A 16,495-nucleotide genomic window follows, 5' to 3' on the forward strand; every position below is an offset into this window, starting at 1 on the left:
TTTATTTGTTTTTTAATTTATAAGATTAAATTGAATACGTATCCCGATAGTATTATACAAAGAGTCACTACTCCGAAAAAAATACCAATAAGTTTAATCGACATCACTTTTTTTAGCAACATCGCCTCGGGTAATGAAAGACCAACAACGCCCATCATAAAAGCAATTGCAGTTCCTAATGGTATGCCTTTTGCCACTAACACTTGAACAATAGGAAGTATACCAGAAGCATTGGAATACATTGGAATGGCAAGAATCGTAGCAACAGGTACAGCAAACAAATGTTCTTTACTCATATATTGCTCAAAGAAACCTTCTGGAATATAGCCATGCATCAATCCACCTATTGCAATCCCTACAATAACATAGGGGATAATGCCTTTTAATATTTTTAAGACCTCATTCCAGATAATAGGAAGCCGCCTTATAAAAGGTTGTTTTTCCTTCAGGAATTTATCTTGCTCTCTTTGTGCATTTGCTAAGACCTCTTTAACCCAGGGAGTTAGTAAATGCTCCAAATTCAGTTTTTGAAGAATAAAACCAGAAATAGTTCCTAACAATACACCGCTTAGTATATAAAGTATTGTTATCTTGACCCCGAACAACCCCACAAAAAGACCTATGGCCACTTCATTGACCAAAGGGGATGTAATTAGGAAAGCAAAGGTCACACCAAGAGGTATTCCACCCCTTACAAAGCCAATAAATAAAGGTACCGACGAACAAGAACAAAATGGGGTTACTACGCCAAAAAGACTCGCGAATAAATATTCCAGACCATATAACTTATGCCTCGAAAGGTAGTTTTTAACCTTATCAATAGGAAAGTAACTATTAACGATTCCCATAAGAAAGATTACCACAAAAAGGAGCATTAAAATCTTGGTGGTATCGTAAATAAAAAAGTTTAGAGCTTCAGCCAGATGGTTTTTGGCTTCCATTTTTAAAATATCATATACCAACCAATTGGCTATATTTTGTATCCAATCGAACATTTAAGATGAAGCTTTAATATGATGATTTAAAAAAGCTTTTAGTTAAGCAATTCCAGGACTTCTTGTTTGGATGGGATTCTACCTTTTGTGGTAACAACATCATCAATAACTATGGCAGGAGTTACCATAACATTAAAGGTCATTATTTCCACAATATCCTCAACCTTTTCAACAGTAGCGTCAATATTATTTTCTTTTACAACCTCCTCAACAAGGTTGGTTAATGTTTTACATTTTGGGCATCCCGTTCCTAAAATTTTAATCGATTTAGTCATAATTCTATAATTTGTTTACTGCCAATAAGCAATATGTTTTAAAAAATCAATCAAAAAAATTATTGAATAAAGACTTGGCTGTGTTCCAATTTTCCTGATTAATACAATATTTTATTTTTGGAGGTTTTAATTCGCCTTGAATTAAACCGGCATTTTTTAATTCTTTTAAATGTTGGGAAACAGTAGATTGAGCTAAAGGAAACACATCGACCAAATCACCAGTAAAACAACAAGATTGAGCTCCAAGATGCTTTAAAATTGCAATACGGGTAGGATGGCTTAAAGCTTTTGCAAATTTGGCTAAAACTTCAGTGTTTTCACTGTATTCTATATCCTCTAAATGTCTCTTCATATTCTTTATCGTAAATGTACGATGGATAGAAGCCCATAAACGATGACATTTGTCATGCTCGTTTAATTTTAACAAAAAGAGATCTGAAAAGTTCATTCAGAACAAAATGAAGAATCTCTTAGCAAATAAACACTAGCTTATTTACTAAGAGATTCAATTACTTATTATTTGTGTATTCGTGACATCCGGATTCATTTTCATTTCTGGCAATACAGTCCGGATCTCAATTCAATAAATCAACTAAAATTTCGAATCCTTACGCCTCTTTTTTACTTGTTTAACCATTTTACCAAATGCCTTATCCTTCTTTCTACGCTCGGATACATCCATTTCAAAATGCTGTTTTTCTTTAACCATCTTACTAAAATTATGGTATGCACCCTCGTCGATGTCACCATTTTCAATAGCTTCAATTACAGCACACCCTTTTTCCCCGGTATGAGAACAATCTTTAAATTTACAGTTTTGGGCATGTTCCAGAATAGACTCAAAAGTAGTTTCCAAACCGTCAAAAGTATCAGCAATACCTAGTTCCCGCATACCTGGAGTATCTATAATCACACCACCGCTTTTTAAAACAATTAATGCTCTGTGTGTAGTAGTATGCTTTCCTTTGTTTACACTAGAGCTAATTTTGTTAACCTTCATTTGAACGCTCCCCGCAATTGCATTTAATATGGTTGATTTTCCAACTCCCGAAGACCCTAAAAGGCAATAGGTTTTGCCTTTTTCTATAAGTTTAGTTATCTGGCTATATCCTTCTGTTAAATTACTGGAAGTAATTATTGAGGTGTTTTTTATTCTACGGGCTATGTTATCTATAATTGTTTCTAAGGCACTTTCCGTAATTAAATCTACCTTATTTAAAATAATTACAGGAGTAACATGCGATGCATTGCAAATAGTTAAATACCGTTCCAACCTATTTATATTGAAATCCCGATCAACAGCCTGAACAATAAATCCAAAATCTATATTTGTAGCAATAATTTGAACCTGCCCCGTTTTACCAACAGCCTGCCTTTCTATTATAGAACTTCTAGGATAAATGGCATAAATTAAAGCTTTATTATCATCGTATTCTGTAAATGCAACCCAATCACCAACAGCAGGCAAGTCGTATCGGTTATTTGCACTGTATCTTAAATTACCAATAAGCTCACCATCAAAAACAGCAATATCGTTTTTAATAATGTAGCGTTCTCTGTGTTCTTTAATGATTCTACCAACTTTAAAAGAAGTCAGGTTTTGTTCAATTTTATGGTGTTCTAATGTTTTATTAAACCCTAAATCGTATAGTGTCATTTCTATTGTGGCGGAAGAAAATATGTTTGTTAATTATTAAAATATTTTTCTAACATGAAAAAATATAAAACAAAGCGAATAAGGCATTATAAACATAATGCATTTTACTTTATATAAAATTCTCAAAATAGGCTATAAATCCAACTGCCTGTCCATCCTGTTGTAGTAAATAAAATAACCCTTTAACAATCAAAAAAAGAAGTTGTTGTTAAACGCGTTTAGATGGTAAATATATTTAGGAAGTTTTCTTCCTTTTTTACTTCACTTAAAATTATTTATTAGGCAATCGGATTAAATCCCGCATCCACAATAAATGTTTTCATAAAAATTTAAAATAATATTAGTATGCTACAAAGGTAATTATTTATAGGTACAACAAGGATGTTTTACCAAGACAATTATAGCTTCAAAACAATTAAAATTTAAAAATAATCAGATGTTTAAGGATTATTTTGACAATTTATCTTAAATTGAAGAGGAACTTATCTAGTTGTTTCTGTTTTTTGAATGGGTTATAATAGCTTGTAATCATCTGTATTATTGGATTTATACATTAAATTAAAAACCAATAATGAAGTTATTTAAGTAAATACGTATCAAAAAAATAAGAAACCGTTTTCGAAACGTAGTAAAAACCATATGTTGTGCTTTTCTGCATTTTTCTATTGCACATATAGGTTGAAATAAAATAAATTTAAGACCATGAATTAGCATTATTGCTTTTTAAAAACTCTAGCCCTGAAAGAATATAACATAAATATTGAGTCAGATTCATTTATCCGATTGTTGCAAAAAGGGGACAAGGTGGCTCATGAAGTGTTATTCCGTCTTTATTACGATAAGCTTTTACATATAGCAAAAGGATATTTGGATTCGGTTGAAGATGCCGAGGGAATTGTTCAAAATATCTTTTTAAAAGTATGGGAAAAGAAAAAAAACGTCATTAAAATAAGAAGTATTAATAACTACCTGCATACTATGACAAAGAATGCTTGTCTGGATCTGTTAAAGCACCAACGCGTTAGGAATACCTTTTCAAATGATTATTACAAAGAAAAAATAGCCATACAACATCAGTTTATAAAAGACGAAGCTGCTTCTTTAGTTTTGGAAACCGAATTGGAAAAAAAAATAAACGAAGCGATAGAAGCCCTTCCAGAAAAATGTAAAAGAGTATTTATAAAAAGCAGATTTGAAGGATTAAAACACTCTGAAATAGCAGAAACACTACATATTTCCAAAAGAACTGTAGATAATCATATCTCAAATGCATTGCATCATATGAGGCTCCATTTAAAGGAGTATATCACCCTAATCATTATTTTTTTCAAATTAAATTAGGTATAGTTTAAGAGTTGGTCGTCTATATAGTATGTAAGTACATATGGAGACCAAAAAAATCATAAAATATATCAAAGGCATAGCCTCTGGGGAAGAAGCAATAGAAGTTCAAAGATGGATTAATGCTTCGCAGGAAAATGCACAAAAGTTTAACCTTTTAAAGGCAGAACACATAGCGTCTACTTTCGATGAAACTTCACGTAGCGCGAATGCAAATAAAAGCTATAATAACTATAGAGCACGAATTGATAAAAGCTCAAGAAACCAAAAAAGGACATTATGGAGTAAAACCTTGAAATATGCAGCTATGGTAGCTGTAATTTTAAGTGCCGCATATCTTTATAATAAAGGAGGTTTTAAAGCTAATGAAGTGCCAATTCCTAAAGACGCTATCGTTTTAGAGCTAGATAATGGCGCTATTAAAATAATTAACGAAGCAAGCTCTGCCAAGTTTGTTGATGCCAAAGGTAACACTATAGGTACCCAAAAAGGAAGCAAACTAGAATACAATAACAACAGTCCAGAATCCGAAAAATTAGTTTACAATACGTTAAGAGTTCCCTATGGTAAACGATTTGATATCGTTTTATCAGACAATACCCTAGTGACATTAAATGCCGGAACGTCTCTTAAATATCCTGTGAAATTTATAAAAGGACAAAAACGAGAAGTGTTTATAAATGGAGAAGCACTTTTTAATGTTGCTAAAGATGAAGCACATCCGTTTGTAGTAAACGCAAAAGATATAAACGTAAGGGTTTTAGGTACAGTATTTAATGTGTCATCCTATCCTGAGGACTTAAATGCCAAAACGGTATTGGTTGAAGGATCGGTAAGCCTTTATCAAGAAGAAAACTACCAGCCCGATAAAGCCGTGCTTTTAAAACCCGGGCAAATGGCTTCGTTAAATAAATCTGAGCAATCTATGTCTGTTAAGGAAGTAGACGTTTCCTTATATACTGCATGGACAAATGGAACAATTAGTTTTAAACATGAACCATTTAAGAATATTATAAAGCAACTGGAAAGGCACTACGATGTTGTTATACACTGTAATAACAAGGAATTAAACCAAACTTTTTATACAGCTAGTTTTAACAATGTGTCACTGGAGTACATTCTTCAAACCTTCAAAAATATTTACGATATAAAATACACTATCGAAAAGCCTACTAACAAGAAAATAATAACAATTAACCAATAATTAAAAACCCAAACTATATGAACTAACAAACAATCAGACCACAAAATCGACTATTCAACTTAATTACGTCACCTAATTTTATCTAATAAAAAATAAACCGGAAAATGCTGGCACATTTTACCGGTTTAAGACGCGATTAAATTAATAACCAACGTAAACGAACTATAAAAATAATGAAAAACCTTGTTATTCAAAGGGTTTCTACACCCTTTATTTTGCAACGCAATTTAAAAATGAAATTTACCGCAATTTTTTTAATCGTTGCCTTGTTCCAAACCCATGCTAATCCTACAGACACAACGAAAGATGTTGAGGTTACTATAAAATTCAAAAATGTTAGTTTGGAAAAGGTATTAAATCGGATAGAATCCCTAACCGATTTTAAATTCATCTATAAAGATGACGACGTAGACTATAATATGCGGGTTACTGTTAAGGCTTATAAAAAGCCACTTTCAAGAGTGTTGGATCAATTATTTACGGGAACCAATATAAATTATAGCTTTTTCGACAAACAAATCGTTTTAAAACCCAGACCAGCAATAAAACGAATAAAAATACCAATACCTAAAATACAAACAAAGTTTCAGGTAAGTGGTGTTGTAGTAGATCAGAAAGGCGAACCGCTAACAGGAGCCAATGTTATAGAAAAAGGGGTCTCTAATGGAACTACTGTCGATTTCGACGGTAAATTTACACTTAGAGTTTCAAGTGAAAAAGCCACCTTAGTAATATCCTTTCTTGGATTTGTAACAAAAGAAATTCCCGTAAACGGACAATCTCAAATTCGAGTCGAGTTACAAGAAAGTTTATCAGAATTAGATGAAGTCGTCGTCGTAGGCTTCGGTAGCCAGAAAAAGGAAACCGTGGTTGGCTCTATTACCCAGGCAAAAGGAGAAGAACTTCTTAGAACCGGTAATGTTACTACAGTATCTGAAGCACTAACAGGAATCATGCCTGGAGTTTCTACTATGCAGGCCGCTGGACAACCAGGATCGACCCAGTCCAATATTTTAATTCGCGGGCAGTCTACCTGGACCAGTAACACCCCCTTATTTGTAGTAGATGGTGTTGAGCGCGATTTTAACGATCTCGATCCTAACGAAATAGAATCTATTTCGGTTTTAAAAGACGCCTCTGCCACAGCAGTATTTGGAGTTAAAGCAGCAAATGGAGTTGTTTTAGTTACCACCAAACGAGGAAAACAAGGCGATACCAGGGTGAGCTTTACAACCAGTTGGGGGCTTAAAGAACCTACTATGAATACAGATTATTATGCCGATTACGCCACCACGTTAGAGCATTATAATATGGCTCTAATGAACGATCGTTTGTATGCCGATTTGGTACCGCAAAGTGAAATAGATATGTGGAGAAACCCAGATCGAGACAGACGGTTTTACACATATACCACTTGGATTAACGAACTATTAACTACGGGTGTTTCTTCGCAACACAACTTGAATGTTTCTGGAGGAAACGACTTTGTTACATATTTTACTTCGCTGGGATATCAGTATGACGGAGACATTTTTAATTTAGAAAAACAAGCAGAATTCGATCCGCGTACCTACCAAAAAAGATACAATTGGCGTACCAATTTGGATTTCAATTTTAGTGAAACCACGAAATTCAAAGTAGGATTATCCGGTAATTTTAAGCAATGGAACGGTAATGTGATTACCCAAGGAAATAGAAATGGTATTGCTACTGGTAATGGAGATAGTTTTACCCGTATTTGGCAAACCCCACTTATAGGCCCTATTCCAGTTCTTGAAGATGGTCGGTTAACCACAGAAGAAGGTGCCGTTGTAAACCCTAATTTTTACAGAATGGAAAAAGAAGGGCAATGGAGACGGCGCACTAATACCATGTATACAGACTTTACATTGGTTCAGGACATTACAGAAGACTTAAAAATTAGCGGAAAAGTATCCTATAACTTTAGTCAGGGATATAATAGTAACGTTAGAAGAAACCTTTTGTATTATTTCCCAAACCAAGATAAGACAGGTTTTATGCAGGATGGTGACCCAGACGCCGTACAAGGTGCATTAGTAGTTAGTGCAGAAAACATTTCGGCTTCGAGTAGTAGTTTGTATTATGAAGCACGCTTAAACTACAATAAAACTATAAATGAAGATCACGATATAGGGCTTATGGGGCTTTTTAATCGTAGAAAGGCACAAAACGGAACCTCGTTTCCAAGATATGAAGAAAGCTGGGTAGGAAGAGCAACCTATGGGTACAAAGGAAAATATTTGGCAGAATTTAACGGTGCATATAACGGTAATGAAAACTGGGCACCTGGACTTCGTTTTGGTTTCTTTCCATCTGCAGCAGTAGGTTGGGTAGTTTCTAAAGAAGGTTTTTTTGAAAATAACGTTAAGTTTTTAAACTTTCTTAAGTTCAGATATTCCTATGGAGAAATTGGTTCCGATGGAGGCATAGGAGGAAATCGTTTCCTTTATCAATCGGTATTTGAATCCAGAACAGGGGGGAATAATGCCTTCTTTTATGGCGATCCACTAATTAATTATGGAGGTGGCGATTATGCTATTATTCGTGAAGGTTCTCCGGCTGTGCCCAATAATACCTGGGAAACAGCTATAAAACAAGATTTGGCAATGGAGTTTGCCTTGTTGAATAATAAATTAAGGGGAAACATCGAATTGTTTGATGAAAAACGAAAGGATATTATCATGCAACGCCGAACAACAGCACCCTGGTTTGGTAATTCGGCACCGTTGGCCAATATAGGAGAGACAAAAAATCATGGTGTTGATATTGAGCTTAAATGGAATTCTACCATAGGGCAAGATTTTGAATATTTCTTTAGAGCCAATGTATCCTTAAGCGAAAGTCGCGTATTGGAACGAGATGATCCAGCATCTGCCGAACCTCACCGTCGTGATGCAGGAAAGCCTATCGGCTGGCAAAACGGATTACTCGCCAATGGGTTACATCAATCGTGGGACGACGTTTACAATAGTACTGTATCAACCTGGGATGGTAAATTAATACCAGGAACATTGGACTTTGTTGATTATAACGGTGACGGAATCATTAATGAATTTGATAGGGTACCAATAAACAACCCTTCTTTTGCAGCAAAAACCTATGCTTTTAGCTTTGGTTTAACCTATAAAAACTTTTCTGCACATGCTATGTTTAATGGCATGTTCGATATTTCTAAAGAACTACACAGAATATACCTGTTCGAATATGAATCTGCTGGAAGTGCAAGCTGGCAACTTTTAAATAATGAACAACGAAATGCTTGGTCATTTAATAACCGAAATGGAGTACATCCAGCGTTACGAACAATTTCAAACAACCATGATACTCAAAGAAGCACCTATACAAACCGGTCTAGCAATTTTTTAAGGTTTAGAACTTTAGAGTTAAAATACGCTTTTGGTAAAAAATTAAAAGAAATCATTGGTTTGTTTGATGCCTTCGAAGTTTATGTAAACGGGAATAATCTGGCAACCTGGTCGGATTTACCAGATGAATTCGATCCCGAACAAACACAATTGTTGGTGTATCCAATTACTAAACGATACAATTTTGGAGTGAGAGCCTCCTTCTAAAGGTTTAATATAAAACAAATGATTATGAAAAGATATTATAAAACACTGCTATTTATATTTTTAGTAGCACCGTTCTTTGTTTCATGTGAAGATTACTTAGATGTTAGCCCAGAGTTAGGAATAAGCTCAGAAGAGGTTTTTACAGATTATTTTAATACACGTGGCGTCGTAGATAGAGCCAATTTTTTAATACACAATTATGTTTATTTTAATACAGACTGGGCAAGTGAGTTAGGAGTTATGTCTGATGAGTGCCAGATATCACAAACAAGATATCCGCCACATTATGTATTTAATACAGGAGTTTGGATGAACTCTAATTTTCGTGAATTAGCCGGTATGACTAATGAAAAAGATTGGCAAGAGTATCACGATAAAGACCATGAGGCAGAACCTGTTTCCAAAGCCTTTTTAGCAATTAGAGCCGTAAATTCTGTATTAGAAAACATAGATAAATTACAGGAATACCCAACCGAATTGGGATATACGCCACAACAGCTAAAAGATCAACTAGTAGGACAAAGTTACTTTTTAAGGGCATTTCATTACTTTCAGATTATTCGAAGATATGGCGGGTTTCCAACTATGACCAAGACATTCGAGATAAGCCATAATTTCGATGAAGTAAGACCAACTTATCTGCAATCAACCGATTCATTAGTACAGGATCTGGATAAAGCCATTCAATTTTTACCCGAAAAGTGGAACGATCAAAACAAGGGTAGAGTTACAAAAACTTCGGCTAAGGCATTAAAAGCTATGACGTTACTTTATGCGGCGAGTCCATTAATGAATCCAGATTTAAACCCATATGGGGCGAATTCAAGAACCTATAATAATGCTTACGCCGAAAAAGCAGCTATAGCGGCAGCAGAAGCTATTAATGATTATCCAAAAGGAGGGTACGAGATGTTCTCTATGGATCAATATACAGAAAACTGGTATAGCAGAACATCTGGTTTTCCAAAAGAAGCCATTCTTCAAGCGCCGTTATCAAGGCACACCGATCCAGATGGTTGGGGTATAGCAGGAATGGGATGGTTTTTACCGCAATTTGCAGGTGGTTGGCAAGTAGAAGGGCAGCCTACTCAGAATGCTGTAGATTGGTTTGAAACAGCCGATGGATACGATGTTAGCGACCCCGAAGCTATTAGTAGCGGTAGTTTTGATCCGAGCGATCCATATAGCAATAGAGACCCACGCTTTAGAGCTTTGATTTTGGTACATGGGGACGATATGTTCGAAGGGTTACCAAACCCGAGCAACAACGATGTAAGAATGCTTAATGTGAAACCAGATGGTTGGCACTATAAGTTTGAGACTGGCAAGAACAAAATATTTACCGGCTACTACCACAAGGGAAAACACAGATGGCCAGGTTGCGATAAATGGAACCGTTCCGGAGGATGGTATCGCATGTTTCCCCATATAAGAGTTGCCCAATTATATCTGGATTACGCAGAAGCCGCCAATGAGGCTTATGGCCCTAACGGTATGGCTCCTGGAGCCTCGTTATCAGCCGTACAGGCTTTAAATATTGTACGAAGCAGAGCCAATATGCCCGGTGTATTAGCAAAATATACCACAAGTAAAGATGTGTTTAGAAAGCGCATTTATAACGAAAGAGCTGTAGAACTTTATCATGAATTTCATCGTTGGCATGACCTAAGAAGGTGGAAACTATCTAAAGAGGTATTGGGACAAGGAACCATTTATGGAGCAGATATTAAAGATGTTGGAGGGCAAACGGTTTATGAGAAAAAGGCTTTACAAGGCGCTTTACGTGTATTTGAAGATAGACATTACTGGTACCCGTTTCCTTCTAAAGTTATGGATATAATGACTCAATTCGAACAAAACCCTGGGTGGTAAACAAAATACATAAAACATGAAATACTACATATCATTATTATTTGTAGCAACCATAGTAGGTTTTGCTTCTGCACAGCAGAAAAATGATACAATAAAAATACAAATTGAAGATAAAATCACTGTCGCTTTCGGAGAAATTAAAAAAGATAAGCTCGTTGGAGCAGTAGATGTCATTGAAGGTGAGGATTTACTACATTCATCCGACTATAATGTTGAATCAATATTAGCAGGTCAAGCTCCGGGATTAATAGTTTTTGAAGGCAGTGGTTCTCCCGGTTTAGATAATACTTGGATGAGAATACGTGGCCTTTCACGAGGAGGGGCAGAAGACCATCCTTTAGTTGTTATTGATGGTATTGCCAATAGAACTTTATCGAGTATAGCCATAGATGAGGTAGAAAGCATTCAAATATTAAAAGATGCCACAGCAAAATTACTCTATGGCAGTAAAGCAGCTAATGGTGTTATTATGCTTACCACCAAAAGGGGCTATAATGGTAAACGTAAGGTAACTTTCTTTCACGAATATGGTATAAAAACACCGACACGCTTACCAGAATATCTTAACTCTGCCCAATATGCAAGACAGTATAACCAGGCAAGAATAAATGATGGTTTGTCTCCCATATATACAGCAGACGATATAAACAATTATTCTAACAATCCGTCGGTTTTATACCCGGATGTGGATTTTTACGATGAACTTGTTAAGAAAAGCACTTCCTTTCAAAGATTTAATGCACAATTAATTGGAGGCTCAGAAACAACAAAATTCTTTTTGAATTTAGGGTATGTGGGCGAAAATGGCCTTGAAAATCAAGGAAAGACTCAGGAGTTCAGTCGTTTAAATATTAGAGGTAACCTTGATTACGACGTTAACGAAACTGTTTCTATGTTTTTAGATATTGCCGGAAGGATGGATATTTGGGATAGAGCAGATATAACAAATTCAGATTTTTTTGGTGCTTTATCCTCTCATCGTCCTAACGATTACCCGTTATGGGCTGGAGATGTAGGTGATACTGATAATTTAGGATTTAGCCCAAGAGTTGAAACCAATCTGTTAGGAGAACTGTCAAGATCAGGGTATGTAAACACTAAAAATTATTATGCGCAAACCAATCTTGGAATGAACTTCGATTTAAGCAAACTGGCAAAAGGTCTTACTGCGACAGGTTATGTGACTTTCGATGTATTTAACAATGTTGCCATTGGAAAATCCCTGGATTATTCAAGAATTCGATTCGACGATCCGAACGATTTGTCATTGATAACAAGAATAGGAACCGATAAGTACGATGATAATGAGAGTAGGAAAGGAGATAATTCAACTCAGAATCTTGGACTGGTAGCAAAAATCGATTATTCTAAAGCGTGGGGAAATCACGATCTACAGATTGATCTGGTAGGGGTGAACCAAACTCTAACCAGAAAGTCTACATTAGATGGGCCTACAACGCAGCAGGACGATAAAAGTATAAACTTTGGTGCACGTGTAAATTACACGCTTAAAAATAAATATACCATAGAAGGATCTTCTTCTTATATGGGGTCGGATAAATTTACCAAAGAAAACCGTTGGGGCTTATTTGGAGCAGGAGGATTTGCCTGGATTATTTCAAATGAAGATTTCCTAAAAGGCAATAAAACCATTAATTATTTGAAATTAAAAGGTTCGTATGGTGTTATGGGATACGATAGGCAAGGTGCTTTCGATTATTTATTGTACCGCGATTTTTATGAAGGATGGGGAAATTTTAGAACTGGACCGCAAAATTCTACAGTTGAATTCGGTTGGAGAGCAGGACAAATAGGTAACCCCGATTTTACTTTCGAAAAGTCTAAAGAATACAATATAGGTATTGAAACGAGCATGTTTAACAATAAAGTAGACTTGGAAATCAATTACTTCAATCAATTGCGTTCAGATATGCCTGTGAGACTTAACAATGCATTACCTGATTTTCTGGGAGAATTAAAGCCTATAGGTAATTTTAATGAAGTGTCTAATAGTGGTGTAGATCTGTCTTTGAGCTATACCGATAAGATAGGCGATCTTAATTTTTCGGTAGTAACCAATGTTATTTATTCCAAAGCGGTTAACGATGTATTTGATGAAATTAATGAGTATGATCATCAAAACAGAACAGGTCGTGCCAGCGATGCCATATGGGGCTGGTTAGCAGATGGTTTATACCAGAACGATGCAGATATAACCAATCATGGAGTAATTTCTACATATGGAGATATTATTCCCGGTGATGTTAAATTATTAGACATTACTAATAACAAAGGAGATAATACAATCGATCAATTTGATACACAGGTCATTGGTAACTGGTTTCCAAGAGTTAATTATGCCTTAAATATTAATTTGGAGTATCACGGACTCGAATTTTATGCTTTAGGACAGGGAACTTCAGGATCAGATAAAATATTAAACAATTCTTATTACTGGAATGTAGGAGAAAATAAGTATTCAGTTCAGGCCTTAGGCGCTGCCGTTCCAGGTTCGGTAGCTGGAGCATCTTCACCACGTTTAACATCATTATCGCAATCGCATAGTTATAGAAATTCAACATATTGGTTGGTAAGCGGTAATTTTTTCAAGCTACGAACAGCAGAATTAGCTTATAATTTTTCAGAACGTATAAGCGGTAAGTTTGGAGCAGATAAGCTAAGGCTATTTGCAAGAGGGAACGATCTGTTTGCTATTTCTAAAATTAAGAAGTTAGATCCAGAGAGTTTAAATTCTGGAGTAACAGATTATCCAATGTTTAGGACCATTTCACTAGGTCTAAGATTAACCTATTAAATGAATTAAGATGATACAAAAAATAGATACAAAAGAAATCTTGAATCATAGCGTCAAAAAAAAGTATAACATGAGGAATATAACATTTGTCCTAGCGATTTTGCTGGCTTTTACATCTTGCGAAGATTACTTTGATCCTAAGCTAACCAATGAAAGAACATTCGATCAACTCTTAGAAAATCCAGGTATTGTTCGAGGACTATTAACGTACGCATACAGGGCCATTCCATCTTCGTATGATGTTTATGGCGGCGATTTTTTAGACAGTGCTACAGACAATGCCTTGTCAAATAATCTCACCGGAAATATGAACCGAATGGTGGCTATAGATGGTTTCTGGACAGCCGTTACCAACCCTATTAATAATTGGAAATTTAGGTACGACGATTTAAAGAGCGTTAACCAGTTTATTGAAATAGGTTTAGACGGAACCGTGTTGTACTACAAATCCAATCCCGAAAGAGATGAGGCCTATAGAGAGCGTTTAAAAGGTGAAGCTTACTTTTTAAGAGCATTTATTCATTTCGATTTACTAAGACGTTACGGGGGGATAGATGATAATGGGCAGCTCATGGGGATTCCACTAGTAACATCAACAATTGATATTAGTGATGACAATGATCTTAATTTGCCCAGAAATACCTATGCAGAATGTGTTCAGCAAATTATAGACGATTTGGATACAGCAATTTCTGCCGGATTACCAGAGGTTTACGATAATAGTACAAACGATCCTGATTTCGATTTAACAAACCTTGGTAGACCTACCACAGTGGCATGTAGAGCTTTAAAATCCAGAGTGTTATTGTATGCAGCCAGTCCGGCATTTGGAAGTTCAACTTTTGCCGAAGCTGCTAAAGCTGCAAAGGATGTTATTGACATTATTGGAAATACACTCCCCAATGTATATAACATAAACAATATATCGCAGGCGTATTATAATAATGATCAAAATGGAGAGCTTATTATGCGCCGTGTTAGCGGTAATCAAAATGGAGATAACGGTCTGGAAAAAGGACACTTTCCTCCCGGGGCAGGCCTTGAAGGTAAAGGAAGATGCAACCCGTCTCAGAATTTAGTAGATGCATTTCCTATGGCAAATGGTTATCCAATAACAAACGGAGTAAGTGGTTACGATGAAAACAACATGTACCAGAATAGAGATCCACGCTTTTATATGACGGTTATGTACAATGGTCAATCCTTTAAAGGGATAACTATTGAAACCTTCGAAGGCGGTAATCACATGACGGGAGCCCCTGGTGTTACAGTAGAAAACTCTACACGCACGGGTTACTATTTACGCAAATGGATAAGTTCTAAAGCTAATTTGGTTGGAGGAAATAATGTGAACGACACCCATTATAATGCATTGTTTCGAAATGTTGAAATGTTTTTGAACTTGGCTGAAGCAGCAAACGAAGCTAATGGCCCAGACGATACAACCTATGGCATGTCTGCTAGAGAAGCTATTGCAGAAGTTAGAAGAAGAGCAGGAATTGCTTCTGGTGGAACAGACGATTATTTGGCTTCCATAACGAGTAAAGAAGACATGCGAGAGCTAATTAAAAATGAACGACGCATTGAGTTATGTTTTGAAGGACATAGGTTTTTTGACTTACGACGATGGAAGGATAATTTAAATGAGGGAATCACTGGAGTCACAATTACCGATAATGGTAACGGAACTTTTAATTACGCCAGAAAGAATATTATAACACCCAGTTACAAAAACTTCATGAACTATGGCCCACTTCCTTTTGATGAAATATTGAAAACACAAAATATAACTCAAAATCAAGGCTGGTAACTAAATGAAAAATAATTTGAAAATGAAGATTATGATTAAAAAAATAGCAACATTTATGTTTATTGGAACTTTTGTTTTTTTACAAGGGTGCTATGATGATTATAAAGAAGATTATATATATACAACAACTTATTTTGCACGTCAATTTCCCTTACGAACTTTGGTAGATGCAGACAATCAGGATTTAAAGTTTGAAGTTGGGGTTGTTTTAGGAGGCAAGTATACCAACGGTATTAATGAGGAAGTAGGTTTTATTATTCAGGATACACTGTTAGATGCTTATCCGGAATTAACAAAACTACCAGATAACTACTATAGTTTAAATGGAAGTAGTTTTACAATTCCTAAAGGGGCATTTAAAGGCACCTTGCCAGTAACACTTAACAAAACATTGTTTATGGATGATGCGCTGGCAGTGGGCAATAATTATGCTTTGCCACTTCAACTTGTTAGTACGACCACCGACTCTATTTTAAAAGATAAACATTACACTATTGTAGTGCTTCGCTATTACAATAAATACCACGGCTGGTATTATGTAAAAGGAACAGATACTAATATTGATGATAGTAGTGTGGTTACTTATTCTGAAGATGATCTGGTGTTAAACGAAGATATGTTACTTACAACAGAGGCCAAGGACTTGCTCGTTGTGCCCTATGCAGGAAATCCTAATGTATCTGGACGTAGTATGAAAATGCAGATCAATAATGATGGTAATGTTATTTTATCCGGTGGAGAAGGAGGCATTACAGGCCTTAGTGGAACAGGAACATACAATTCCAACGATAGGAGTTTTTCAATAGAGTATAATTACACCGACGGAAACGGTGATGCCCATGAAGTAAAAGAAACGCTTATTTATAGGAATACAGAGCTAAACCTAAATGAATGGAAATAATTGGATTTGTTAAGGTAGAGAAATAATATAAA

At 35.6% G+C, this 16,495-nt stretch carries 11 protein-coding genes; 7 read left to right on the top strand and 4 right to left on the bottom strand.

All coding sequences use genetic code 11. The features are described 5' to 3' along the window. Nucleotides 1-17 precede the first annotated feature (17 nt). From C1H87_RS19075 to rsgA, 4 genes are all read right to left on the bottom strand, one after another. On the bottom strand, nucleotides 18-995 hold the full coding sequence (locus C1H87_RS19075) for a permease (protein ID WP_102757348.1): 978 nt from the start codon (nucleotides 993-995) through the stop codon (nucleotides 18-20). A 38-nt stretch (nucleotides 996-1,033) separates the two neighbouring features. Further along, nucleotides 1,034-1,270, bottom strand: a complete 237-nt coding sequence (locus tag C1H87_RS19080) for a thioredoxin family protein (RefSeq protein WP_102757349.1) — start codon at nucleotides 1,268-1,270, stop codon at nucleotides 1,034-1,036. A gap of 46 nt (nucleotides 1,271-1,316) precedes the next feature. Then, on the bottom strand, nucleotides 1,317-1,622 hold the full coding sequence (locus C1H87_RS19085) for an ArsR/SmtB family transcription factor (protein WP_102758330.1): 306 nt from the start codon (nucleotides 1,620-1,622) through the stop codon (nucleotides 1,317-1,319). Between the two features lie 240 nt (nucleotides 1,623-1,862). Then, nucleotides 1,863-2,927 (bottom strand): ribosome small subunit-dependent GTPase A, encoded by a 1,065-nt coding sequence (gene rsgA / locus C1H87_RS19090; protein ID WP_102757350.1) that lies wholly within the window; start codon nucleotides 2,925-2,927, stop codon nucleotides 1,863-1,865. A gap of 786 nt (nucleotides 2,928-3,713) precedes the next feature. On the opposite strand from rsgA, the gene C1H87_RS19095 reads away from it, so the two are divergent. The 7 genes from C1H87_RS19095 (at nucleotide 3,714) to C1H87_RS19125 (ending at nucleotide 16,463) form a co-directional block, all read left to right on the top strand. Continuing rightward, nucleotides 3,714-4,268, top strand: a complete 555-nt coding sequence (locus tag C1H87_RS19095) for an RNA polymerase sigma-70 factor (protein WP_262497880.1) — start codon at nucleotides 3,714-3,716, stop codon at nucleotides 4,266-4,268. Between the two features lie 43 nt (nucleotides 4,269-4,311). Then, nucleotides 4,312-5,472, top strand: coding sequence for a FecR family protein (locus tag C1H87_RS19100; RefSeq protein WP_102757352.1), 1,161 nt, complete (start codon nucleotides 4,312-4,314; stop codon nucleotides 5,470-5,472). A gap of 233 nt (nucleotides 5,473-5,705) precedes the next feature. Then, entirely contained in the window at nucleotides 5,706-9,065 is a 3,360-nt protein-coding gene (locus C1H87_RS19105) for a TonB-dependent receptor (protein WP_158655286.1), read from the top strand. A gap of 24 nt (nucleotides 9,066-9,089) precedes the next feature. Then, nucleotides 9,090-10,937 carry a RagB/SusD family nutrient uptake outer membrane protein gene (locus C1H87_RS19110; protein ID WP_158655287.1) on the top strand — a complete coding sequence of 616 codons (1,848 nt, stop codon included), beginning with the start codon at nucleotides 9,090-9,092 and terminating at the stop codon, nucleotides 10,935-10,937. Nucleotides 10,938-10,953: 16 nt separating this feature from the next. Next, nucleotides 10,954-13,752 carry a SusC/RagA family TonB-linked outer membrane protein gene (locus C1H87_RS19115; protein WP_102757355.1) on the top strand — a complete coding sequence of 933 codons (2,799 nt, stop codon included), beginning with the start codon at nucleotides 10,954-10,956 and terminating at the stop codon, nucleotides 13,750-13,752. Between the two features lie 70 nt (nucleotides 13,753-13,822). Then, nucleotides 13,823-15,562, top strand: coding sequence for a RagB/SusD family nutrient uptake outer membrane protein (locus tag C1H87_RS19120; protein WP_158655288.1), 1,740 nt, complete (start codon nucleotides 13,823-13,825; stop codon nucleotides 15,560-15,562). Between the two features lie 31 nt (nucleotides 15,563-15,593). Further along, complete coding sequence (locus C1H87_RS19125) at nucleotides 15,594-16,463, top strand: BT_3987 domain-containing protein (RefSeq protein ID WP_158655289.1); 870 nt, start codon at nucleotides 15,594-15,596, stop codon at nucleotides 16,461-16,463. Nucleotides 16,464-16,495: the final 32 nt, after the last annotated feature.

This window comes from Flavivirga eckloniae (assembly GCF_002886045.1).
GTDB classification, from domain to species: domain Bacteria; phylum Bacteroidota; class Bacteroidia; order Flavobacteriales; family Flavobacteriaceae; genus Flavivirga; species Flavivirga eckloniae.